The organism is Stutzerimonas tianxiuensis, assembly GCF_053470365.1.
The window spans coordinates 106267-127273 of the sequence record NZ_JBPVWS010000001.1 but is presented as its reverse complement, the minus strand read 5'-3'; the positions used below and the strand labels follow the sequence as shown (position 1 = coordinate 127273).

General features: G+C 62.1%; 21 protein-coding genes and 1 pseudogene. 15 read left to right on the top strand and 7 right to left on the bottom strand.

Annotation, left to right across the window (positions count from 1 at the left end; all coding sequences use genetic code 11):
- Nucleotides 1-4: 4 nt before the first annotated feature.
- From ACSSNI_RS00470 to ACSSNI_RS00415, 12 genes are all read left to right on the top strand, one after another.
- Nucleotides 5-346 (top strand): hypothetical protein, encoded by a 342-nt coding sequence (locus tag ACSSNI_RS00470; protein ID WP_200640053.1) that lies wholly within the window; start codon nucleotides 5-7, stop codon nucleotides 344-346.
- Nucleotides 347-1924 carry a PepSY-associated TM helix domain-containing protein gene (locus ACSSNI_RS00465; protein ID WP_200640054.1) on the top strand — a complete coding sequence of 526 codons (1578 nt, stop codon included), beginning with the start codon at nucleotides 347-349 and terminating at the stop codon, nucleotides 1922-1924.
- Entirely contained in the window at nucleotides 1917-2252 is a 336-nt protein-coding gene (locus ACSSNI_RS00460) for a DUF3325 domain-containing protein (protein WP_200640055.1), read from the top strand. Before ACSSNI_RS00465 ends, ACSSNI_RS00460 begins: the two co-directional genes overlap by 8 nt.
- A 127-nt stretch (nucleotides 2253-2379) precedes the next feature.
- The gene (locus ACSSNI_RS00455; protein WP_448258758.1) at nucleotides 2380-3111 is read left to right on the top strand and encodes a TetR/AcrR family transcriptional regulator; all 732 of its coding nucleotides are present in this window, start codon (nucleotides 2380-2382) and stop codon (nucleotides 3109-3111) included.
- On the top strand, nucleotides 3108-4064 hold the full coding sequence (locus tag ACSSNI_RS00450; RefSeq protein ID WP_159969593.1) for a DMT family transporter: 957 nt from the start codon (nucleotides 3108-3110) through the stop codon (nucleotides 4062-4064). The genes ACSSNI_RS00455 and ACSSNI_RS00450 overlap by 4 nt, the downstream gene beginning before the upstream one ends.
- 311 nt (nucleotides 4065-4375) lie before the next feature.
- On the top strand, nucleotides 4376-6433 hold the full coding sequence (locus ACSSNI_RS00445) for a BCCT family transporter (protein WP_102836546.1): 2058 nt from the start codon (nucleotides 4376-4378) through the stop codon (nucleotides 6431-6433).
- 295 nt (nucleotides 6434-6728) lie between these two features.
- Nucleotides 6729-7502 (top strand): ABC transporter ATP-binding protein, encoded by a 774-nt coding sequence (locus ACSSNI_RS00440; protein WP_200640056.1) that lies wholly within the window; start codon nucleotides 6729-6731, stop codon nucleotides 7500-7502.
- A gap of 16 nt (nucleotides 7503-7518) precedes the next feature.
- Entirely contained in the window at nucleotides 7519-8274 is a 756-nt protein-coding gene (locus ACSSNI_RS00435) for an ABC transporter substrate-binding protein (RefSeq protein ID WP_200640057.1), read from the top strand.
- 61 nt (nucleotides 8275-8335) lie between these two features.
- Nucleotides 8336-9031 (top strand): ABC transporter permease, encoded by a 696-nt coding sequence (locus ACSSNI_RS00430; protein ID WP_159969591.1) that lies wholly within the window; start codon nucleotides 8336-8338, stop codon nucleotides 9029-9031.
- The gene (locus tag ACSSNI_RS00425) at nucleotides 9028-9717 is read left to right on the top strand and encodes an ABC transporter permease (RefSeq protein WP_200640058.1); all 690 of its coding nucleotides are present in this window, start codon (nucleotides 9028-9030) and stop codon (nucleotides 9715-9717) included. The genes ACSSNI_RS00430 and ACSSNI_RS00425 overlap by 4 nt, the downstream gene beginning before the upstream one ends.
- Nucleotides 9718-9861: 144 nt before the next feature.
- Nucleotides 9862-10758, top strand: coding sequence for a D-hexose-6-phosphate mutarotase (locus ACSSNI_RS00420; RefSeq protein WP_200640059.1), 897 nt, complete (start codon nucleotides 9862-9864; stop codon nucleotides 10756-10758).
- 221 nt (nucleotides 10759-10979) lie between these two features.
- Nucleotides 10980-12059 carry an FAD-dependent oxidoreductase gene (locus ACSSNI_RS00415; protein ID WP_200640060.1) on the top strand — a complete coding sequence of 360 codons (1080 nt, stop codon included), beginning with the start codon at nucleotides 10980-10982 and terminating at the stop codon, nucleotides 12057-12059.
- A gap of 5 nt (nucleotides 12060-12064) precedes the next feature.
- On the opposite strand, the pseudogene ACSSNI_RS00410 reads toward ACSSNI_RS00415, so the two are convergent.
- The 5 genes and pseudogenes from ACSSNI_RS00410 to purE all read right to left on the bottom strand — a co-directional run bounded on the left by ACSSNI_RS00410 (nucleotide 12065) and on the right by purE (nucleotide 15254).
- A pseudogene (locus ACSSNI_RS00410) lies at nucleotides 12065-12741 on the bottom strand (uracil-DNA glycosylase family protein).
- Nucleotides 12742-12744: 3 nt separating this feature from the next.
- Entirely contained in the window at nucleotides 12745-13275 is a 531-nt protein-coding gene (locus ACSSNI_RS00405) for a DUF3299 domain-containing protein (protein WP_200640061.1), read from the bottom strand.
- Nucleotides 13276-13324: 49 nt separating this feature from the next.
- The gene (locus tag ACSSNI_RS00400; RefSeq protein ID WP_025243550.1) at nucleotides 13325-13576 is read right to left on the bottom strand and encodes a GlsB/YeaQ/YmgE family stress response membrane protein; all 252 of its coding nucleotides are present in this window, start codon (nucleotides 13574-13576) and stop codon (nucleotides 13325-13327) included.
- A 101-nt stretch (nucleotides 13577-13677) separates the two neighbouring features.
- Nucleotides 13678-14763, bottom strand: coding sequence for a 5-(carboxyamino)imidazole ribonucleotide synthase (locus ACSSNI_RS00395; protein WP_200640062.1), 1086 nt, complete (start codon nucleotides 14761-14763; stop codon nucleotides 13678-13680).
- Nucleotides 14763-15254 (bottom strand): 5-(carboxyamino)imidazole ribonucleotide mutase, encoded by a 492-nt coding sequence (purE, locus tag ACSSNI_RS00390; protein WP_102836537.1) that lies wholly within the window; start codon nucleotides 15252-15254, stop codon nucleotides 14763-14765. The genes ACSSNI_RS00395 and purE overlap by 1 nt, the downstream gene beginning before the upstream one ends.
- Nucleotides 15255-15502: 248 nt before the next feature.
- Here purE and adhP point away from each other — a divergent pair, with 248 nt between their 5' ends.
- Nucleotides 15503-16525 carry an alcohol dehydrogenase AdhP gene (gene adhP / locus ACSSNI_RS00385; protein WP_200640063.1) on the top strand — a complete coding sequence of 341 codons (1023 nt, stop codon included), beginning with the start codon at nucleotides 15503-15505 and terminating at the stop codon, nucleotides 16523-16525.
- 45 nt (nucleotides 16526-16570) lie between these two features.
- Here the strand turns inward: adhP and ACSSNI_RS00380 are convergent, their stop codons facing one another.
- Nucleotides 16571-17497: a LysR substrate-binding domain-containing protein gene (locus ACSSNI_RS00380; RefSeq protein WP_200640064.1), complete on the bottom strand. Its 927-nt coding sequence runs from the start codon at nucleotides 17495-17497 to the stop codon at nucleotides 16571-16573.
- 190 nt (nucleotides 17498-17687) lie between these two features.
- Between ACSSNI_RS00380 and ACSSNI_RS00375 the strand changes: the two genes are divergently transcribed.
- Both ACSSNI_RS00375 and ACSSNI_RS00370 read left to right on the top strand, forming a co-directional pair.
- Nucleotides 17688-19112 (top strand): aspartate ammonia-lyase, encoded by a 1425-nt coding sequence (locus ACSSNI_RS00375; RefSeq protein WP_148925576.1) that lies wholly within the window; start codon nucleotides 17688-17690, stop codon nucleotides 19110-19112.
- A gap of 165 nt (nucleotides 19113-19277) precedes the next feature.
- Entirely contained in the window at nucleotides 19278-20036 is a 759-nt protein-coding gene (locus ACSSNI_RS00370; protein ID WP_200640065.1) for a substrate-binding periplasmic protein, read from the top strand.
- Nucleotides 20037-20166: 130 nt separating this feature from the next.
- Here ACSSNI_RS00370 and ACSSNI_RS00365 read toward each other — a convergent pair whose 3' ends face one another.
- Complete coding sequence (locus ACSSNI_RS00365; RefSeq protein ID WP_200640066.1) at nucleotides 20167-20988, bottom strand: helix-turn-helix domain-containing protein; 822 nt, start codon at nucleotides 20986-20988, stop codon at nucleotides 20167-20169.
- Nucleotides 20989-21007: the final 19 nt, after the last annotated feature.

Sequence of the window (21007 nt, the reverse complement as noted above, 5' to 3'; positions counted from 1 at the left end):
GGCCATGGCCGCAGCCGCGACAAAGCCTGACAGGCAAGCACCCAGCCATCGATGGTCACGCCGCGCCAGCCTGGCGCTGCGTGTTGTCGCGGCCATTGGTGGCGGCTATGCCTGCACGGTCGCGCTAGCCTCGGCAAGCGCGCAACTGCTGGTCCTGTTTGGCAGCATCGCGCGCAGCGAAGCGGTAATCCTGGCTGCAATGCTGGGCTTTATCCTCTACCTCGTGTTGCTCATCTGGAGTTTCAGCGAGCCCAGACTCTGGCGGGTCTGGGCGCTGCTGCTGACGGGAATCCTGATCGGAGGGGCACTAAGCCAATGGCTAGCGCCTCTGCTGGGGACAGACTGAATGGCGCCTGGTAGCGGCTTTCGGCAGTCGATGTCATGGCTCCACACCTGGGCGGGCGTGCTACTTGGCGGCTTGCTTCTGGCAATCTTCTGGACCGGTTCGCTTTCAGTCTTCGATCGGGAAATCGACCGCTGGATGCAACCCGACACGCGCCTTCCGCCGCCTCCCGCGGAGTTCTCGCTTGACCGGCTCGTCGTCCCTCATGCGCGCCAACTGGCGCAGGACGCTCCTGTCTGGAGCATCAGCCTGCCGACACCACGCGTGCCGACGCTTCAGCTTGACTACCAGCGCCCACAACAAGATGCCGTGCGCCGTCATATCGATCCGCGTACCGGTGAGCTGTTGGCCGACCAGGGCAGCTGGGCCGGCACCCGGTTCATCTTTCCCTTCCACTTCAGCCTGCACCTGGGCTGGCGCAGCATCGGCTACTGGCTGGTTGGCGCGGCTGGAATGGGCATGTTGGTGCTACTGACGTCCGGCGTCGTCGCGCATCGGAAGCTGATCGCCGAGTTCTTCACGTTTCGACCGCGCAAGCGACTGCAACGCAAACTGCTAGATCTGCACAACCTGACCGGTGTGCTGGTCTTGCCGTTTCACTTCGGCATCAGCCTGTCGGGGCTGATCATTTTCTATTCGATCTATTTCCCCGGAATCACCCAGGCCCTCTATCCACAAGGCCGGGCGCAGCTCCAGCTGGAGGCGCTGGGTAATTACTCACGCCCGGCAGCCGGACTGACCGCAGAGATCGCGTCGCTGGACAGCATGCTGACGAGCGCAAAAGATGTTTGGGAAAGCAGTGGCACGCCTGGCCAAGCTTACTTCGTGCGCGTCTGGCATCCAGGCGACCGTAACGCCTATGTCGAGGTTCGCCGTTCCCATGCCAACGAGGTGACGATGAATGCCGATCGGCTGACGTTCGACGGCACCACGGGTGAGCTGCTGCACCAGCACTCGGCCGCCCCCGTTGCTGGCGTGCAGCGCTTTCTGACGGGCCTGCATTTCATCCAGTTCGAGCATTGGACGCTGCGCTGGCTCTATTTCATCGGAGGCATGAGTGGCTGCGTGCTGATCGGCACCGGCCTGCTGTTCTGGTGCGGCTCGCGACGCGCCAGGCATGAACGTCAGGGACGCATTGGCACACGGGTGGTCGACGCTGTGAGCGTGACGGCCGGCCCAGGGCTGATTATCGCGACGCTGATCTTCTTCGTCACAAACCGGCTGCTGCCCGCTGGTAGTGAATGGTTTGGCCACAGTCGCGCAGAGCTGGAGATTTGGGCGTTCTGTTTGAGCTGGCTTCTGGCACTGGCCCACGCTGCGTGTTACCCGGCGCAGGCGTGGCGCCAGCAATTGCAATGTGCTGCCGTACTGGCTGTTACAGCGGTGGCGCTTAATGCACTCACCACCGCTTTTCTGCTGCCGCTCAGTCTGTTTTTCGGATCTGCCGCCGTTGCAGGCATGGACATGATGCTGCTGGTACTCGCTGGGCTCTGCCTGCTGGCGTCGCGACGAATTCGAAGGGCCCAGATCAGCGCACCACCCGCCTCGCGGCCTTCACGGATCGAGCCGCCTCATGCCTGAACTGCTCACCTCGATCTTGGCATTCGCGCTGTGCTATTTCGCCTTCGCCCTGTTGGCACTCTCCCAGGCGCCGCATCGCAAGGCTGTCGATCCACTGGCCCATGCAGCCTCGCCTGCGGGTCAGTTTGCTCGATTGTTCGTTGCGGTAACGTGCCTTACCGCTGCGCTGGTGATTCTGCTGAAGATACAGGGCAGCGGTTTCGGAGCGGTGCTCTGGGCGCTGCTGCTCAGCGCCTCCGCCTTCACGCTGTCATTGACGTTGAGCTGGAAGCCCGACTGGCTGCGCCTGTTGCTAAGGGGCTTTTCCTTGGCCAGAAATACCCACTAAACCGCTCCAACCGGACCGAGCCCCTGACCGCCGGCTCACCCCCACGCACCAAGGCGCAGCAGCGCTCAACAGAGAAAGCTGACTTCCGCGCCGAATGAGCGCCCCGCACGGCATCGCGCGCCGTCTCATGGCCAATGACCAGGCCCAGATGGGTGAGGCTCTCCACTGCCGCCTGGTTACCGTTTCTTGTCCATGTCGTAACAGCCAGAACCCAGGTCGTATTTGGGCAAACCTCAACCTTACCGGTCAGTATAGTTTCAGCTGTCAACACGCTGAGACCTGCACCATGGACAAAACCAGAACGCGCTTGATTGATTCGGCGCTGAGACTGTTCCTATCGCACGGTGTGCATATCACTGGGGTAACGGCCATTGCCTCTTTGGCCGGCGTTACCAAGATGACGCTCTACAGCCACTTCCCATCCAAAGATTCCTTGATAGTGGCCTGTCTTGATGAGCGCGACCGGCGCTGGCGTGAAGAGGTAGCGCGCACCTTGGCGAAGCAGCCCGATCCGGTCAGCAGCATGCTTGCTTTTTTCGACCTCTATGAGCGCTTTCTTCTGCGAGACAGCGGGCGCGGGTGCTTGTTTGTCAACAGTGCGGCTGAGTTCCCGCAGCCGGACCATCCTGTGCGCCTGGCAGTCAGTCGGCATAAACAGGGGATTCGCGAGAATCTCTCGGCGTTGGCCGCGAGCGCCGGTGTACGGGACCCTGATATAGCGGCTGAAGGCCTGTTTATCTTGCTGGAGGGCAGTTTTGTCAGCGGTTCGATGAGCCAGGACACGCCGGTATTCGATACAGCTCGAAGGATGGCTCAGGGCTGGATCCAGCAACAGGAATCACAGGAGAAGAGCGCATGACACTCGGCCTGCTGGCAGCAATTGCTGCGACCTTTTCCTGGTCACTGCTCTTTATCTTTCCGCAACTGGTTGGCGATTACAGCGTTTTCGATCTGGCCGTGGTGAGCTACGCCTTTGCCGGCGTGGGCAGCGCGATAGTGCTGTTCATCTACCGTCGTGAAGTTCGACAGTTGCGGCTGAACGACTGGGCATGGGCCGCGCTGCTGGGGTTCCTGGGCTATATCGGTTTCTTCTTTCTGATCACGACGGCGGTATTGGCTGCAGGTCCGGTGATTCCTCCGGTCATGATGGGCTCCGTCCCGATAGTGCTCGCCATCACTGCTAACTTGCGAAGCTCCAGCATCCCCTGGCGCGCAATTGCCGGCCCGCTGGTGATGGCAGCCCTTGGGATAGGGGTGGTCAACTACAGCGTGTTCAACGCGAGCGGGGCGATGGTGGACCGCCCAACAGGCTCAATACTCTTTGGGCTGCTTGCATCACTGGTGGCTATTGCCTTTTGGACGGGGTTCGGACTGTTCAATGAAAGCGCTTTGGCCAAACGCCCAAAGATGTCACCGATGCTGTGGTCGGCCATGCTGATTTTCAGCTGCGCCGTTGAAATGCTGGTCTTTATCCCGGTTGGGCTCTACTTGGAGCTGTCCAATTTCGCTATCCAGCCAGGCGAAGTGGCCGGAACTCAGGCGCTGATAATCAGTGGAATGGTGCAAGGCCTCGGCGCCACACTGGCTGCGGCCTGGGCATGGTCAGTTGCAACTCGCAGGCTACCTCTCGCGCTCAGCGGTCAGTTGATCGCCAGTGAAACCCTTTACGCGACGGCACTGGGTCTGCTCATTTCGCAACGCTGGCCGTCTACTGCCGAAGCGCTTGGCACGGGGATGCTGTTCATAGGCGTTGTGTGGGCTATTCAGGCTTTTTATAGCAGGCAATCGCGCATCAAGAGCATGGCCGTCTAACTCAGCCGGGGAGCTGGAGGCCAACGAGGTGAACCAGATCTGTGGACGCTCTCCTGCGGCCCGCCGGCCAGGCTGGCCTGGCCCGCCTCAACGCAACGGAGCGGCGGCGAAAGCTCTACTTGGGCTCGGGAAAGCTCGTCCATCTGGCAGAGGGCTGGCGACATCCTTGAGCCTTAAACGCTCCGCAACCGCAATTTGTGGTGAGTATTCCCTGGCCAAACGCCGTCTACCCTTCTGATATCGGTTTCGCTTCGAGGCGTCCCTGCGCGTTTCCGTCCCCCGTTTCCAGCCAGCCAGAGGCCAGAAAACACATGGAAGCAAACAAAAAACTACCCAAGGCCATCATCCTTTTCCCCGTCTTCATCCCGGCCGTGGTCGTCACGCTGCTGCTGGTCATAGGCACGATGAGCAACCCGGATCTGGCCGGCGAGGTGTTCAGCTCTACGCTGGCCTTCATCACCACCAATTTCGGCTGGTTCTACATGCTGTCGGTGGCGTTCTTTCTGGTGTTCATCGTCGGCATCGCCATGACGCCCTGGGGCAGCATCAAGCTGGGCCCCGACCACGCCGAGCCGCAATACAGCTTTCCGGCCTGGTTTGCGATGCTGTTTTCAGCTGGTTACGGCATCGCACTGCTGTTTTTCGGCGTCGCCGAGCCGGTATTGCACTATGCGTCGCCACCAGCTGGCGCGGCGGAAACGGTTGATTCCGCCAAGCAGGCGATGCAGATCGCCTTCTTCCACTGGGGTTTCCACATCTGGGCCATCTACGGGCTGACCGGACTGGTCCTGGCGTATTTTTCGTTCCGCCACGGCTTGCCGCTGTCCATGCGTTCGGCGCTCTACCCGATCATCGGCGAGCGCATCTACGGCCCGATCGGTCATGTTGTCGATGTCTTTGCGATTCTCGGCACCCTGTTCGGCATCGCCACGACACTCGGATTGTCGGTCACTCAGATCAATGCGGGCGTCAACTACCTCTGGCCCTCGATACCGATCAGCATCAACGTCCAGATCATCGCTATCGCGATCATCACTGGTCTGGCGATCTGCTCGGTGGTCGCTGGCCTGGACAAGGGCGTTAAGAACCTGTCGCTGCTGAACATGGTCCTGGCGATCGGGCTGATGGTGTTTGTATTCCTGGTCGGGCCGAGCATCTTTATCCTCGAGACCTTCCTGCAGAACACTGGCAGCTACCTGAACAACATCATCGAACGGACCTTTAACCTGCAGGCCTACAGCCGCAGCGACTGGATCGGCAACTGGACACTGTTCATCTTTGGCTGGACCATCGCCTGGTCGCCCTTCGTCGGCCTCTTCATCGCCAAGATCAGTCGCGGCCGGACCATTCGCCAGTTCGTCTTCGGCGTGATGTTCGTGCCGACCATCTTTACCTTTCTCTGGTTCTCAGTATTCGGTGATACCGCGCTGCACCTGATCATGGTCGAGGGTTACACCTCGCTGATATCCGACGTGCAGGCGGACAACGCCATCGCCCTGTTCAAACTGTTCGAGCTGCTGCCGATGACCTCCATCGCCTCCTTTCTGGCGGTGGTGCTGATCATCACCTTCTTTGTAACCTCCTCCGACTCCGGCTCGCTGGTAATCGACTCCCTGGCAGCCGGTGGCGCAATTCACACGCCAGTTTGGCAGCGGGTGTTCTGGGCCAGCATCGAGGGCGTAGTGGCCTCTGCGCTGTTGCTGGCGGGCGGACTCAGCGCGCTGCAAACCATGACCATTGCCAGTGCCCTACCCTTCGCCATCATCATGATGATCGCCGCGCTGGGCATGTGGCGCGCGCTGGTGATCGAAGGTCACCACGAAACCAGTCTGCAGAACCATATGCAGAGCAGCCGACTGGCCAGCAATGCCGGTCCCGGCCTGTGGAAGAAGCGCCTGGCCGGCCTGGTCAGCTTCCCTGACCGAGAGCAGGTCGACGCATTCATGGGCAGCACCGTACTCAAGGCCATGCGTCGAGTGCAGCGCGAGCTTGGCGGCCAGGAATGGACGGCCGAAGTGCACTCGGACGAGGCCAATTCGCGGGTCTATCTGGAAGTAATCAAAGAGGACCAGGTGGATTTCGTCTATGAGATCCGCGCTGTCGGGTATGCCATGCCAGCGTTCGCCCTGTCCGAGGGGCCGGACACCGACGAGCAGTACTTCCGGGCCGAGGTCTTCCTACGCCGCGGCGGACAGCACTACGACATCTATGGCTATGACCAGGCCGACATCATCAGCGACATCCTCGACCAGTTCGAGAAGTACCTGCACTTCCTGCACATCTCGCCCGGCAGCCTGCCGTGGAAAATGGGCGAGCATGACGAGATGCTCACAGGCGATCCCGATCTGCCCAAGAGCGAGCCGTCCTAGCCACGCTCGCATCGACACCCGGCCGGCCCCGTTACCAGGGTTCGGCCGGCGGTTGTTATCAGGGTCTGAGGCTGTATCGGGCAAGCGAGGTCAACTTCATCTATACAGGTAAAGGCACATTGGCCGCGGCAAGCGAAGTGACTGGCCGGTCACAGCACTCGGGGCCGCGCCGCGCTTGGCGCATGCCCCCTCCCATGCTAGGTTTGCGCCTCGCCAGGACGGCGAGCAGTTGGCCGGAGCGCAATTTACATAGAAACGGACCAGGCGATGACCTGTTTCGAGAAGAGGAAGCTCTATGGCCGAGGCCATACCCGCACTGGAAATCCGCAATCTGCACAAGCGCTACGGCGATCTGGAAGTTCTCAAGGGCATCTCGCTGACCGCCCGCGACGGCGATGTCATCTCGATCCTCGGCTCGTCCGGCTCAGGAAAATCGACCTTTCTGCGCTGCATCAATCTGCTGGAAAATCCCAATGAGGGCGAGATCATCGTCGCTGGCGAAGCGTTGCGCCTAAAACGCGCCAAAGACGGCGATCTGGTCGCTGCCGATGCCAAGCAGATCAACCAGATGCGCAGCAAGCTCGGCTTCGTATTCCAGAACTTCAATCTCTGGCCGCACATGAGCGTGCTCGACAACATCATTGAGGCGCCACGTCGCGTGCTGGGCCAGAGCAAGGCCGAAGCCACCGAAACGGCCGAGGCACTGCTGGCCAAGGTGGGCATCGCCGACAAGCGTCACGTCTACCCGAACCAGCTCTCCGGTGGTCAGCAGCAACGAGCGGCGATTGCCCGGACCCTGGCGATGCAGCCACAGGTGATCCTGTTCGACGAGCCCACTTCGGCACTCGACCCAGAAATGGTACAAGAAGTGCTTACAGTGATCCGGTCGCTGGCCGATGAGGGTCGTACCATGCTGCTGGTCACCCATGAAATGAACTTCGCCAAGCAGGTTTCCAGTGAGGTCGTCTTCCTCCACCAGGGCCTGGTCGAAGAGCAAGGAACGCCGGAGCAGGTGTTCGACAACCCCAAATCGGCACGCTGTAAACAGTTCATGTCCAGCCATCGCTAATGGAGCAACACATCGCATGAAAAGCTATAAGAAGATTCTGCTGACTGCCGCCGCCACCCTGATGCTCGGCGCCAACGCCTTCGCCGCTGACAAGCTGCGCATCGGTACCGAGGGCGCCTACCCTCCCTTCAACCTGATCGATGCCAGCGGCCAAGTAGTCGGCTTCGACCTCGACATCGCCCACGCCCTGTGCGCGAAGATGGAAGTGGAGTGCGAAGTGGTGACCTCAGATTGGGACGGCATCATCCCCGCGCTGAACGCCGGCAAGTTCGACTTCCTCGCCGCCTCGATGTCGGTCACCGAGGAACGCAAGCAAGCGGTCGACTTCACGGACCACTACTACACCAACAAGCTGCAGTTCGTAGCGCCCAAGTCGGTCGACTTCAAGACTGACGAGAGCTACCTGGACGGCAAGACCATCGGTGCCCAGCGGGCTACCATCGCCGGCACCTGGCTCGAAGACAACATGGACGACGTGGTCGACATCAAGCTCTACGACACCCAGGAAAATGCCTACCTCGATCTGGCCGCCGGCCGCGTCGACGGCATCCTCGCCGACTCGTTCGTGCAGTGGGAATGGCTCAAGAGCGATGCTGGCAAGGACTTCGAGTTCAAGGGTGAGCCGGTGTTCGACAATGACAAGATTGCCATCGCCGTCCGCAAGGGCAACGATGAGCTGCGCGAGAAGCTGAACAAGGCGCTGGCTGAAATCCGAGCCGACGGTACTTACGAGAAGATCAACGCCAAGTACTTCCCTTTCAACATCTACTGATCCGTCTGAATCAAAGCCCGGCCGCCGTATGGGTAGGTCGGGCTTTGGTGTTTGAGCCCATATGATTCCCGACCTTCATGGATTCGGTCCGGCGCTGATCGCCGGTACCTGGATGACCATTCAGCTGGCTCTTGCATCCCTGGCCCTGGGCCTGGTGCTGGGCTTGCTCGGTGCACTTGCCAAGACATCGCCATACGCCACTCTGCGCTGGGTGGGCGGCACCTATTCGACCATCGTTCGCGGCGTACCCGAGCTGCTCTGGGTACTGCTGATCTATTTCGGCACCATCGGCCTGGTGCGCGGCATCGGCGAGATCTTCGGCATCGAGAATCTGGCTCTGAGCCCCTTCGCGGCCGGTACCATCGCTCTCGGCCTGTGTTTCGGGGCCTATGCCACCGAAGTCTTCCGCGGCGCGCTGCTGGCCATTCCCAAAGGCCATCGCGAAGCCGGTCTGGCACTGGGTCTGGGCAAACGGCGAATTTTCCTGCGACTGATCCTGCCACAGATGTGGCGCCTGGCCCTTCCCGGCCTGGGCAACCTGTTCATGATCCTGATGAAGGATACCGCGCTGGTTTCGGTCATCGGCCTGGAAGAAATCATGCGCAGCTCGCAGATTGCCGTCACCGCCAGCAAAGAGCCCTTCACCTTCTTCGTCGTCGCTGCCCTGATTTACCTGGGCCTCACCGTGATCGCCATGACGGGCATGTATTTTCTTGAACGACGTGCCGGTCGCGGCTTTGCCAGGAGCGCCGCATGAGCTGGGACTTGTTCATCAAGTGGCTGCCGGACTTTCTCGAAGGCGCCTGGCTGACACTGCAGCTGGTCGGTGTTTCGGTAGTGGCCGGATTGATTCTTGCGCTGCCGCTGGGCATCGCCCGGTCCTCGCGCCTGCTTGCAGTGCGCGCCCTGCCTTACGGCTACATTTTCTTCTTCCGTGGCACGCCGCTGCTGGTGCAGCTGTTCCTTGTCTATTACGGCATGGCCCAGTTCGAGGCCGTTCGCGAGAGCTGGATGTGGCCGTTTTTGCGCGACCCTTACTGGTGCGCAATCATTACGATGACGCTGCACACCGCCGCCTACATCGCTGAAATCCTGCGCGGCGCGATTCAGAACGTGCCGGCCGGTGAAGTCGAGGCGGCCCGCGCGCTGGGCATGTCCCGCTATCAGGCCCTGCGCCATGTCATCCTGCCGCGCGCCACCCGAATCGGTTTGCCCGCCTATAGCAACGAAGTGATCCTGATGCTCAAGGCCAGCGCCCTGGCGAGCACCATCACCTTGCTGGAACTGACCGGCATGGCGCGCAAGATCGCCGCGCGCACCTACATGCACGAGGAAATGTTCCTCACTGCCGGCCTGATCTACCTGATCATCGCCTTTGTGCTGATGCAGGGCTTCAAGCTGCTGGAGCGCTGGTTGCGCGTCGACGCCTGCCAAGGGCGCTGAAGGCACAGGGCTGACGGGCCCGTGGTCGCTTTGCGCCGCGGGCCGTTCGGCAGCATTGCCCTCCAGTCGTCACGCCTGCCAGCCTGCGGAATCCCTGGCCGCCGGCAGGGTCTCAACTCTCCCCATTTGCCAACGAGACTGCCCATGCCCGTCGACATTCAGCGCATCGAAAAGGACCAACTCGCCTGCTGGCGGATTCGATACGGCGACGCAGAAGCGGTCGTCGCCGAGCAAGGTGCCCAGCTACTCAGTTATCGACAGGGCGATGCACCACCAGTCATCTGGCTCAGCGAGCAAGCCGCGTTTCAATCCGGTCAGTCAGTGCGGGGCGGCGTACCGGTCTGCTGGCCCTGGTTTGGTGATCTGGCGCGCAACCCACGGCCGATTCAGGACAGCTACCAGGGCAGCCAGCCGGCACCGGCACATGGGCTGGTGCGCAATATCGACTGGGTAATGGCACGCAGCGACAGCAACGCCGACAGCGTCACGCTGCTGTTTACCTGCAACGCCAACCCTGATTTGCCCGGCTGGTCGCATGCTGTCGAGCTGAGCCTGCAGGTCTGCCTGGACAGCAAGGGCCTGCACCTGTCGCTGACCAGCCACAACCGCGGCGATACGGCAGTTGCACTGTCACAGGCCTTGCACAGCTACTTCACCATCAGTGACATCCATCAGGTGACGGTCGAGGGCCTGGACGGATGCCCCTATATCGAAACTCTGGAAGACTGGCAGCAGCGACAGCAAAAGGGCGACCTGGCATTCGCCGGTGAGACCGACCGCATCTATCTGGATCTTCCTTCGAGGCTGAGCCTGCTCGACCCGGGCCTAAAGCGACGGATCATGCTCGAGACGCAAGGCTCACGCTCTGCCGTTCTGTGGAACCCCTGGATCGCCAAGGCGCAACGGCTATCGCAGTTCGCCGACGACGCCTGGCAACGCATGCTGTGCATCGAAACGGCAAACGTCATGGGCGATGCAGTCCAGCTCGAGGCCAACGCACGCCATACCCTGAGCATCTCGATCAGCGTCGAAACGGTCTGAGCGGTCCGGCCGCCTGCCGTCAGCCAGGATCCGGGCAACCGGACGCATTGAATCTATACTGCAAGCGAGCACCATCCCCAGCCGGCAGATGACTGGGGCTGATGCAAAGCCTGCCGGCCAGTCGCAATGCTCTGGAGGACTTTTGCCATGGAAGCCAAGCCGCCGAAGACGGGTCCCGGCCAGTTCGCGCCACGTCTGCGTCAGCCATGTGCTGAAACGCTATGAACGCCGACTTCGATGTCCTACTGGCCGGCGGCGGACACAGCCACCTTGGGGTCCTGCGCCAATGGGCCAGCCGTGACCGTCCGGCGGGCCGGATCGGACTGGTCTCGGCCGAGCCGCACGCCTGGTATTCCGGGATGATGCCAGGACTGATCGCCGAGCATTACCAGACGCGCGACTGCCGCGTTGCGCTGCCCAAGCTGTGCGCCGCAGCCGAGGTCGAATTCATCCAGGGTACTTTGGTGGCGCTGCTTCCCGAGACGCCAGAGCTGCTCCTGGCTACCGGCGAGACACTGCGCAGTACCTGGCTGTCATTGAACCTGGGCTCACTGCCCTGGATGCCGGAACAGACCGATGACGGCATGGAGTTGCTCTCGGTCAAGCCGTTCGCCGACTTCATTCGCCGCTGGCAACAGTGGCAGGAGATTCCCGAGCCCGTGGGCATAGTCGGGGGCGGTGCAGCGGGTGTGGAATTGGCCTTGGCCATGGCCGGGCGGGTGCCGGCGATCGATCTGTTCTGCGCAGACGACCTGCTTGCCGGCCACTCGCCTCGCCTCAGGCGGCTGGCCCTGCGGCACCTGCAGGAAGCCAAGGTGCATGTCCATGAGCACACCCCGATCCAGACCGTACATGGCAGCACCCTCGTCGGCGAGGGTCAGGTGCGCTGGCGCGGACGACGCCTGATCGTCGCCACAGGACCAAGCCCGCTCGGCTGGCTGCGCGAATCGGGCCTGCGCGTGGACCGGCGTGGCTTCATCGAGATATCCGCATCGCTGCAGAGTCGCTCGCATCCCCACGTGTTCGCCAGCGGCGATTGCGCCAGCCTGCCGGGCGCCGTTCACAACGGCGTCCATGCAGTGCGCCAGGCGAGTGTGCTGGCTACCAATCTCACAAGAGCCTCGATTGGCCAACCACTGCGCCACTATCACCCCCAGTCGCACAGTCTCGCACTGCTCTCTGATGGCCAGCATGGGGCATTGCTGAGCTGGGGTGGGGTCGCGGCCGAAGGCCGAGTGCTCGGCCGCCTGAAAGATCATCTCGATCGCCGCTTCGTGCAACGCCACAGCACCGAGGGCTGAGGGTGTCAGCCGAGCAACTGCTGCAGACGTACTTGCAGTAACTCAGGAAACCGCTTGTACCAGGTCAGGTTGCGCGGTGATGGGTGTGGCAGCGGATGCAGGCGAAAAGCGCGCCCACTGCCCGTCCCCGTCGTCAGTTCGAGATCGAAATACGCGGTGAAACGGTCCTCTCGTTGCCAGAACGCCTCAAGCTGCTGGCGCACTTCGCGTGGCTGATCCAGACCAAACCAGAGAAACGCTTCACGTCCCAGCGTGACGATGTTGCGGCCCTGCCAGTTGTCGATCAACAACTGGCGCATCAATGGATGGAACCGACGCTTTACTGCCATCGACCAGGCGCGGTTACCGAGCGGCTTGTAGGGCACCGTGTTAATCCAGAAAAACCCTTCACCCACGCAGCGGCTGGCCTCGAAATCCGGCATGTCTGCGCCGTGGAGATGCCGATAAAGCCCGCGCCGCACCAGCTGCCCACCGCCACCGATGAAGGGCTCACCGTAGCGCACTTCCTCACGCCCCGGATCACGCCCAAAGAACGCAAGGGGGCGTCGGCCGGCCCTAGACCGATGATCGGTTCCAGCGAATCCCTATCGAAAGCCTGGTATACCGCCTCATCGATGCCCTCGATCTGCTTCGCCAGCTCTGCGAAAGCCTTGTGCTGTGAAGGAGACAACGGTCGCTTCATCGGCTAAAGATCGCTTTCGTCTACCAGCTTTACCTCAGCGGCCGAGATCGCGTAGGCCGCGTCCGCCAGGTCATTGCTGACCGGTTCGATCTGCAACGTGCCATCTACCCAAAGCGGAGCATAGATATCGTCCAGCATGATCCCGGCAGGATAGCGGACCATCACGATCTGATTGGGCGGTGGCGGTGGGACATGGATGCAGGCGCCCGGATAAGGCACCAGAAAGAACTCGGTGCTGCGACCCTGGCTATCGGTTTCCAGCGGGACCGGATAGCCACCCAGGCGAATCAGCTTGCCGTTGAGCGCCGGCACGGTCTTGGCGGAATACATCACCGCGGGCAGACCAGCACCCTGCTTGAGAGCGCCTTGATCGCTGAATCCATCGTTTTCTGGCGAGTCATGCTCGATTTCCGGCATGTCTTCAAGCGCCTGACGATCCTCAGCCGGCATCAGCTCAAGCCAGTCGAGTTCCGCCGGAGCGGCATGGATGATGGAAACGCAGCACAGAAGGACGAGCAGAATTAAAGGGCGCATGACAACCGAAAGCTGTGGGAGTGGGGCCGCCGGGCACGGCCCCGACGAATCAATGTTTACGGCTGGTGACCATGCCGTAGATGACCAGCAGGATAATCGCACCGACTACCGCACCGATAAAGCCCGCACCTTCGCCCGCCTCATACAGACCGAGCGCCTGGCCGCCGTACGTAGCCAGCAGCGAACCGCCGATACCCAGCAGGATGGTCATGATCCAGCCCATGCTGTCGTTGCCGGGCTTCAGGAAGCGTGCGATGAGGCCTACGATCAGGCCGATAATGATGGTTCCGATGATGCCCATGGGCAATCTCCTCAAGTCCGAAAATAGGCGTTACGTATTCTCGGACCTGAGGCGAGTCAGCCAGTTCGCCGCGTAAAGCGGCAAGCCAGACGGCCGGACGGTCAGTCGCGGGCGATCAGCGACTCGACGGCAGTGATCTGCCGATCCAGCGTGGAGCGATCCGGGCATCGCAGCGTGGCATGACCGACCTTGCGTCCGACCTTGAACGCCTTGCCGTAATGATGCAGATGGCAGTCCTCGACCGCGATCACCTTGGCCACGGCCGGCACTTCACCGATGAAGTTGAGCATGGCGCTCTCGCCGACCTTGGCCGTCGAGCCGAGCGGCAAGCCACTCACCGCGCGCAGGTGGTTTTCGAACTGGCTGCACTCGGCGCCTTCGATGGTCCAGTGACCAGAGTTGTGCACGCGCGGCGCGATCTCGTTGGCCTTGAGCCCACCGTCGACCTCGAAGAACTCGAAGGCCAGCACGCCGACGTAATCCAGCTCGTTCAGCACACGGCCGGCGTAATCCTCGGCCAGCGCTTGCAGCGGATGATGGGTGCTCGCCACCGACAGCCGCAGGATGCCGTTTTCATGGGTGTTGTGGACCAGCGGGTAAAAGCAGGTCTCGCCGTCACGCCCGCGCACCGCAATCAGCGACACTTCCCCGGTAAATGGCACGAAGCCTTCGAGGATGCATGGCACGCTGCCCAGTTCGGCGAAGGCGTCGGTAACGTCGGATTGTTTGCGAAGGACCTTCTGGCCTTTGCCGTCATAACCCAGGGTGCGGGTCTTGAGCACGGCCGGCAGGCCGATGTTGGTAGCCGCGGCGTCAAGATCGGCCTGGGACTGGATATCGGCAAACTCCGGCGTGGGGATGCCGAGGTCTTTGAACATGGATTTTTCGAACCAGCGATCACGGGCGATACGCAGCGCCTCGGCGCTCGGATAGACCGGCACGAACTGCGACAGGAAGGCGACAGTCTCGGCCGGCACGCTCTCGAATTCGAAGGTCACCAGATCGACCTCGTCGGCCAACTGCCGCAGGTGGTCCTGATCGTTATAGTCCGCACGCAGATGCTCGCCCAAGGCCGCCGCGCAAGCGTCCGGAGCGGGGTCGAGAAAAGCGAAGTTCATGCCCAGCGGGGTGCCTGCCAGGGCAAGCATGCGGCCCAGCTGGCCGCCACCGATCACGCCGATCTTCATTACGCGTCCCTCGGGTCCGGATTGTCGAGCACGGTCTGGGTCTGCTCGTCGCGAAATTTCTTCAGCGCGGCGTGATACTCGGGGAATTCGTGGCCCAGGATGCTGGCCGACAGCAACGCGGCATTGATCGCGCCCGCCTTGCCAATGGCCAGCGTGGCGACCGGCACGCCTGCCGGCATCTGCACGATCGACAGCAGCGAATCCACACCCGAGAGCATCGACGACTGCACCGGCACGCCAAGCACTGGCAGATGGGTCTTGGCGGCACACATGCCCGGCAGGTGCGCGGCGCCCCCGGCGCCCGCGATGATCACGCGCAAACCGCGGGATTCAGCTTGTTCGGCGTACTGAAACAGCAGGTCGGGCGTGCGGTGTGCAGACACCACGGTGACTTCGTGCGGAATGCCGAGCTTTTCCAGCATGTCTGCGGTGTGGCTCAAGGTGGACCAATCGGACTTGGAGCCCATGATCACGCCTACCAGTGCGGTCATCGTCGTGCCTCTCTTCGGCGCCTAGGCGCATCAGGAACAACGGCCGCGCTGAAAACAGCGCGGCCGTGCAGGAACAGGGTCGGAACCGGCCCGACCAAAGGCCGCGCAGTATAACTCACGCCCCAGCCCCCGGCACCTGCGACCGGTCATCTGAAACGGCTGGAAAAAGTTAGTTGGCTTGCCGGAGGTCAATGGCCCCGTCATCAGAGCGGGCGCAGACTCGGCGTTCCGATCGCAAGGAGACAGCCATGAACCAGACCATGAAAGCCGCCGTGGCCCACGCCTACGGTGAACCGCTGCGCATCGAAGAAGTGAAGGTGCCCCTACCCGGCCCAGCGCAGATCCTGGTGAAGATCGAGGCCTGTGGCGTCTGCCACACCGACCTGCACGCCGTTGAAGGCGATTGGCCTGTACGTCCGCCGCTGCCGTTTATTCCCGGGCATGAGGGCGTTGGCTACGTGGCTGCAGTGGGCAGTGGCGTCAGCCGGGTCAAGGAAGGTGACCGGGTCGGCGTGCCCTGGTTGTACAGTGCCTGCGGCTGCTGTGAGCACTGCCTGACCGGTTGGGAAACGCTGTGTACTGAACAGCAGAACACCGGTTACTCGGTCAATGGTGGTTACGCCGAATACGTCCTCGCCGACCCGAACTATGTGGGGCTTCTACCCAAAGAAGTGGCCTTTGACGAGATTGCGCCGATTCTCTGCGCGGGCGTGACGGTCTACAAAGGCCTCAAAGTGACCAACGCACGACCGGGCCAGTGGGTGGTGATTTCCGGTGTTGGCGGGCTCGGTCACGTCGCAGTGCAATACGCCAAGGCCATGGGCCTGCATGTGGCTGCGGTTGATGTTGACGACGCCAAGCTGGAGTTGGCGAAAAAACTGGGCGCCAGCCTCACCATCAACGCGCGAACGGAAGATCCGGTCGAGGTGATCCAGCGTGACATCGGTGGCGCCCACGGCGTACTGGTCACGGCCGTGTCCAACAGCGCCTTTGGCCAGGCCATCGGCATGGCCCGGCGGCACGGCACCGTGGCGCTGGTCGGGCTGCCGCCAGGCGACTTCCCGACGCCGATCTTCGACGTGGTGCTGAAGGCGATCAGTATCACCGGCTCCATCGTCGGCACCCGCGCGGACCTGCAGGAAGCCCTGGATTTCGCCGCCGAAGGCCTGGTCAAGGCGACCATCCACAGCGGCAAACTCGACGACATCAACCAGATCTTCGACCAGATGCGCGCCGGCACCATCGAGGGCCGAATCGTGATGAACATCTAGCAGGATCGCCCGGGCTCATCCTGCGCCGATGAGTCCGGCTGCTTTTCACCCCTTCAGCACGCCGTCAACACCCTGCCCCGCGCCTGCTTCCAGCTTGCGCCAAAGCAGGCGAACCGGTGCCTTGCGTACCAACGCGCAGCGGTACAGGCGAATCTCCAGCGGCACGCGCCAGTGCTCGCCGCCACAAACCACCAGTTCGCCGCGCTCCAGCTCGGCAGTCACGCTCAGTCGCGGCACCCAGGCCAGGCCGAGGCGCTGCATCGCCATGCTTTTCAGGCTGTCGGCCATGGCCGTTTCGTACACCGTCGAGGAGCGCAGACCGCGCTGCCGTAACAGCAAATTGACCGAACGGCCGAGCGAGGCGCCAGCGCTGTAGGCGAGCAGCGGGACGCTCTGCCCGCTGTCTGGGTCGAACAGGGGCTCGCCAGCGGCATCGACCGCGCACACCGGAACGATTTCGGTGCGGCCCAGCGACAGGGACGGGAACAGTTCAGGATCCATTTGCAGCGCGGCGTCAGGATCGTAGTAGGCGAGGATCAGGTCGCAGGCGCCTTCGCGCAGCGAGTGCACCGCCTCGCCGACATTGGTTGCGACCAGTCGGCTGTTCACCGGCACGCCGTCCTGATGCAGACGCGCCAGCCACTCGGGAAAGAAGCCCAGCGCCAGCGAATGCGCAGCGGCAATCTGCAACACCTCGCCGCGCTGCCCCTCGAGGTTGTGCAGGTAATGCACCACCTCGCCGATCTGATCGATCATGTTGCGTGCGGTGACGAGGAACAGCTGGCCCGCCTCGGTCAGCTCGACCGGCGTTTTGGCGCGGTTCACCAAGGTCAAACCAAGGCAATTTTCCAGGCTGCGGATGCGCCGACTGAAGGCTGGCTGGGTGACGAAGCGTCGCTCCGCTGCCTGGGAAAAACTTCGAGTCGCGGCCAGGGCGACCAAATCCTCCAGCCACTTGGTTTCGATGTTCATGCCGACTCCCGGAGCAATCAATAGGATGCTGATGGGCAGCAATAACGCTTCTCAGCCGAATGACGTCACACCACCGCTATGCCGATCACGCATGACCCAGCGTTTAACGGCATTGGCCGCAGAACCCGCAGAAACCCTATGGTAGCGGCCTTCGCGGCAAATGCCGCTTTTCTCTCGGATGAGAACCCTCATGTCCTCCGCTGCATCTTTCCGCCTCGAAAAAGACCTGCTTGGCTCCCTCGATGTACCCGCTGACGCCTACTACGGCATCCAGACGCTGCGCGCGGTGCGCAACTTCCACCTCTCCGGCGTGCCGCTGTCGCACTTTCCAAAACTGGTGGTGGCACTGGCCATGGTCAAGCAGGCGGCGGCGGACGCCAACCGAGAACTCGGCCACCTCAGCGGCGCCAAGCACACCGCAATCAGTCAGGCCTGCGCGCACCTGATCCGTGGCGAGCACCACGACCAGTTCGTCGTCGACATGATTCAGGGCGGCGCCGGCACCTCGACCAACATGAATGCCAATGAAGTGATCGCCAATCTGGCGCTGGAGTACATGGGCCACGCCAAGGGCGAGTATCGCCACCTGCACCCGAACAACGACGTGAACATGGCGCAGTCGACCAACGACGCCTACCCGACCGCTATCCGCCTGGGCCTGCTGCTGGGTCATGACACCCTGCTGGCCAGCCTCGACAGCCTGGTACAAGCCTTTGCCGGCAAGTCGGGGGAATTTGCGCACATCCTCAAGATGGGCCGCACCCAGCTGCAGGACGCAGTGCCCATGACCCTCGGCCAGGAGTTCCGCGCGTTTGCCACCACCCTCGGCGAGGACCTTGAGCACCTGCGCCTGATCGCGCCGCAGCTGCTGGTCGAGGTGAACCTCGGCGGCACTGCCATCGGCACCGGGATCAACGCCGACCCCAGCTATCAGGCCCTGGCGGTGCAGCGTCTGGCGACCATCAGCGGCCACCCGCTCAAACCTGCTGCCGACCTGATCGAAGCCACCTCGGACATGGGCGCCTTCGTCACCTTCTCCAGCATGCTCAAGCGCCTGGCGGTGAAGCTGTCGAAGATCTGCAACGACCTGCGTCTGCTCTCCAGCGGCCCGCGCACCGGCATCAACGAAATCAACCTGCCGCCACGCCAGCCGGGCAGCTCGATCATGCCAGGCAAGGTCAACCCGGTGATCCCCGAAGCGGTCAATCAGGTGGCCTTCGAGGTGATTGGTAATGACCTGGCACTGACCATGGCCGCCGAGGCCGGGCAGCTGCAGCTCAACGTCATGGAGCCGCTGATTGCCTTCAAGTTGTTCGATTCGATCCGCCTGCTGCAGCGCGCCATGGACATGCTGCGCGAGCATTGCATCGTCGGCATCACCGCCAACGAGGACCATTGCCGACGCCTGATGGAAAACTCCATCGGCCTGATCACTGCTTTAAACCCCTACATCGGCTACGAAAACGCCACCCGCATCGCCGGCCAGGCGCTGCTCAGCGGCCGTGGCGTACTGGAACTGGTGCGAGAGGAACAGCTGCTGGACGACGCCACCCTAGACGACATCCTGCGCCCGGAAAACATGATCGCGCCGCGACTGGTGCCGCTAAAGGCGTAACGCCGGCAAGGCAAACCAGCGGCAGCAGAGCCACGGTGCTCGTCAGTGAAGGTGCAAGCGCCGCTCTCCGTGCGAGGCGGCGCAGGCGCACCGATCAAAGCGTGATGCGGCACATGCCGCCGTTTTTTTCGCTTGCGTAGACTCCGCCGCTTTCACGGAGGCCCCATGCGCAGACTACTCGCCATCACCCTGTTGTTCAGCACCATTACCGGCGTGCCGCTCGCGCATGCAGAGCTGCCGCAAGGCTACGAAGTGGTGCTGCAGACCGAGAACTTCCCGCCGTTCAACATGGCCGAGGGGGGCAAGAACTTCGCTAAGGAAGAGCACATTCAGGGCATCAGTGCGGACACCGTCCGGGAGATGTTCAAGCGCGCAGGCATTGATTACTCGATGACGCTGCGCTTTCCCTGGGATCGCGTTTACCAGGCGACCCTGGATTTCCCCGACCACGGGCTTTTTTCCACCTCCATGACCGATGACCGCCGCCCGCTGTTCAAGTGGGTCGGCCCCATCGCCCAGTACCAAAGCGTACTGCTCTCGGCACCAGGCTCGAACCTCAAGCTGACCAGCCTGGAACAGGCCAAGGGCTACACCATCGGCGCCTACAAGAGCAGCGCCGTGAGCCAGCGCGTCGAAGCCCAGGGCCTCACGCCGGTCAACTCGCTGCGGGATCAGGAAAATCTGCAGAAGCTGCTCAGCGGCACTATCGATCTCTGGGCAACCTCCGACCCGGTCTGGCGCTACTACGCCCGGCAGGAAGGCGTGGGCGCCTTGAACACCGTGCTGGTGTTCAACTCCGCCCCGCTGTACCTGGCACTGAACAAGGACACGCCTGATGAAGTGGTTACCCGCCTGCAGAACGCGCTGGACGAGATGAAAACCGAGGGCTACGGCACCTGCGTCAAGCATCCTGAACTCTGCTGAACCTGCCGCCAGGGCGGTGGCGCGCGCGGCGCCATCGCCGCGTGACGACCGCGCTTTCAGGCTCTTCCATCTTGCCGAGCTGTGGTGCGCCTAAGCGACCGCCGCAGCCGCTCGGCAGCTAGCACCGGCCTTACTCGATCTCGAACAAACCATCCTGCAACGACACCGCAGCCAGTCGATCGCGGATTTCCGGGTCAATGCGCGGGTCATCCAGGCCATAGAGCATCACCTGTCGATACGCATTAACACGATTGATCTCGCTGCCCAGGTACTCCCAGACCACGCGAGTGCAGGCCGGGGTACGGCGGTCGCCGCTGGAGACGCCTGTCTTCAGGCCGTTGAGGCGGCTGATGCGGCTCTTGAAACTGGGAATGAGGATGGTCTGGCTCATCTCGTTTCCGGTCAGCGATTCGTAATCCATCAGAAACAGGCGATCCTGCAGGTAGAACGCCGCGCCGAGGTAACGACAACGCACCACCCAGTCCTCGGCCCTTGGGTTGTCGGCACGCGACTGCTCCTGGCGCTCCTGACGCTCGAAGACGAAGCTGCCACGGTCCTCGCGCAGATGCACCAGCGACAGCAGAATCTGCCCCGGCACCGACATACAGTTGGCGTATTCGAAGTAGTAGCCGCAATAACGGGAGAGGCTATTGGCGTTGTCGCGCAGGGGTTGGAACAACTCCAGCAGCGGGTCGCTGGCAGCGATGCGCTCCTGGTCGTGACTGCGCATGCCAATCAGCTGAGTGAACTGGTCGCTCGGCAGGCTCAGTTCGTAGCTTTCCACGCCAAAGAAATCGCAGATGCGCTTGAGGTTGTGTGCGGTTGGGCGGCTCTGCCCGTTCAGGTACTTATTGAACTGGGCGCGGTTGATCGTCAGCTTTCGACAGACCTCGGCGATCGAGCGGTAATGGCTGCAGAGCAGCTTGAGATTGGCGCCGAGGTGGTCTTGCATTGAGATGTCCGGTGATGCG

What these genes read in the sequence shown, in the direction of transcription:
- ACSSNI_RS00370 (WP_200640065.1), top strand. Translation starts at nt 19,278, where the DNA reads ATGCGCAGACTACTCGCCATCACCCTGTTGTTCAGCACCATTACCGGC.
- ACSSNI_RS00465 (WP_200640054.1), top strand. Translation starts at nt 347, where the DNA reads ATGGCGCCTGGTAGCGGCTTTCGGCAGTCGATGTCATGGCTCCACACC.
- ACSSNI_RS00375 (WP_148925576.1), top strand. Translation starts at nt 17,688, where the DNA reads ATGTCCTCCGCTGCATCTTTCCGCCTCGAAAAAGACCTGCTTGGCTCC.
- ACSSNI_RS00420 (WP_200640059.1), top strand. Translation starts at nt 9,862, where the DNA reads ATGCCCGTCGACATTCAGCGCATCGAAAAGGACCAACTCGCCTGCTGG.
- ACSSNI_RS00455 (WP_448258758.1), top strand. Translation starts at nt 2,380, where the DNA reads ATGGCCAATGACCAGGCCCAGATGGGTGAGGCTCTCCACTGCCGCCTG.
- ACSSNI_RS00380 (WP_200640064.1), bottom strand. Translation starts at nt 17,497, where the DNA reads ATGAACATCGAAACCAAGTGGCTGGAGGATTTGGTCGCCCTGGCCGCG.
- ACSSNI_RS00470 (WP_200640053.1), top strand. Translation starts at nt 5, where the DNA reads ATGGCCGCAGCCGCGACAAAGCCTGACAGGCAAGCACCCAGCCATCGA.
- ACSSNI_RS00445 (WP_102836546.1), top strand. Translation starts at nt 4,376, where the DNA reads ATGGAAGCAAACAAAAAACTACCCAAGGCCATCATCCTTTTCCCCGTC.
- ACSSNI_RS00365 (WP_200640066.1), bottom strand. Translation starts at nt 20,988, where the DNA reads ATGCAAGACCACCTCGGCGCCAATCTCAAGCTGCTCTGCAGCCATTAC.
- ACSSNI_RS00405 (WP_200640061.1), bottom strand. Translation starts at nt 13,275, where the DNA reads ATGCGCCCTTTAATTCTGCTCGTCCTTCTGTGCTGCGTTTCCATCATC.
- ACSSNI_RS00415 (WP_200640060.1), top strand. Translation starts at nt 10,980, where the DNA reads ATGAACGCCGACTTCGATGTCCTACTGGCCGGCGGCGGACACAGCCAC.
- ACSSNI_RS00460 (WP_200640055.1), top strand. Translation starts at nt 1,917, where the DNA reads ATGCCTGAACTGCTCACCTCGATCTTGGCATTCGCGCTGTGCTATTTC.
- adhP (WP_200640063.1), top strand. Translation starts at nt 15,503, where the DNA reads ATGAACCAGACCATGAAAGCCGCCGTGGCCCACGCCTACGGTGAACCG.
- ACSSNI_RS00450 (WP_159969593.1), top strand. Translation starts at nt 3,108, where the DNA reads ATGACACTCGGCCTGCTGGCAGCAATTGCTGCGACCTTTTCCTGGTCA.
- ACSSNI_RS00435 (WP_200640057.1), top strand. Translation starts at nt 7,519, where the DNA reads ATGAAAAGCTATAAGAAGATTCTGCTGACTGCCGCCGCCACCCTGATG.
- ACSSNI_RS00430 (WP_159969591.1), top strand. Translation starts at nt 8,336, where the DNA reads ATGATTCCCGACCTTCATGGATTCGGTCCGGCGCTGATCGCCGGTACC.
- ACSSNI_RS00395 (WP_200640062.1), bottom strand. Translation starts at nt 14,763, where the DNA reads ATGAAGATCGGCGTGATCGGTGGCGGCCAGCTGGGCCGCATGCTTGCC.
- ACSSNI_RS00440 (WP_200640056.1), top strand. Translation starts at nt 6,729, where the DNA reads ATGGCCGAGGCCATACCCGCACTGGAAATCCGCAATCTGCACAAGCGC.
- purE (WP_102836537.1), bottom strand. Translation starts at nt 15,254, where the DNA reads ATGACCGCACTGGTAGGCGTGATCATGGGCTCCAAGTCCGATTGGTCC.
- ACSSNI_RS00400 (WP_025243550.1), bottom strand. Translation starts at nt 13,576, where the DNA reads ATGGGCATCATCGGAACCATCATTATCGGCCTGATCGTAGGCCTCATC.
- ACSSNI_RS00425 (WP_200640058.1), top strand. Translation starts at nt 9,028, where the DNA reads ATGAGCTGGGACTTGTTCATCAAGTGGCTGCCGGACTTTCTCGAAGGC.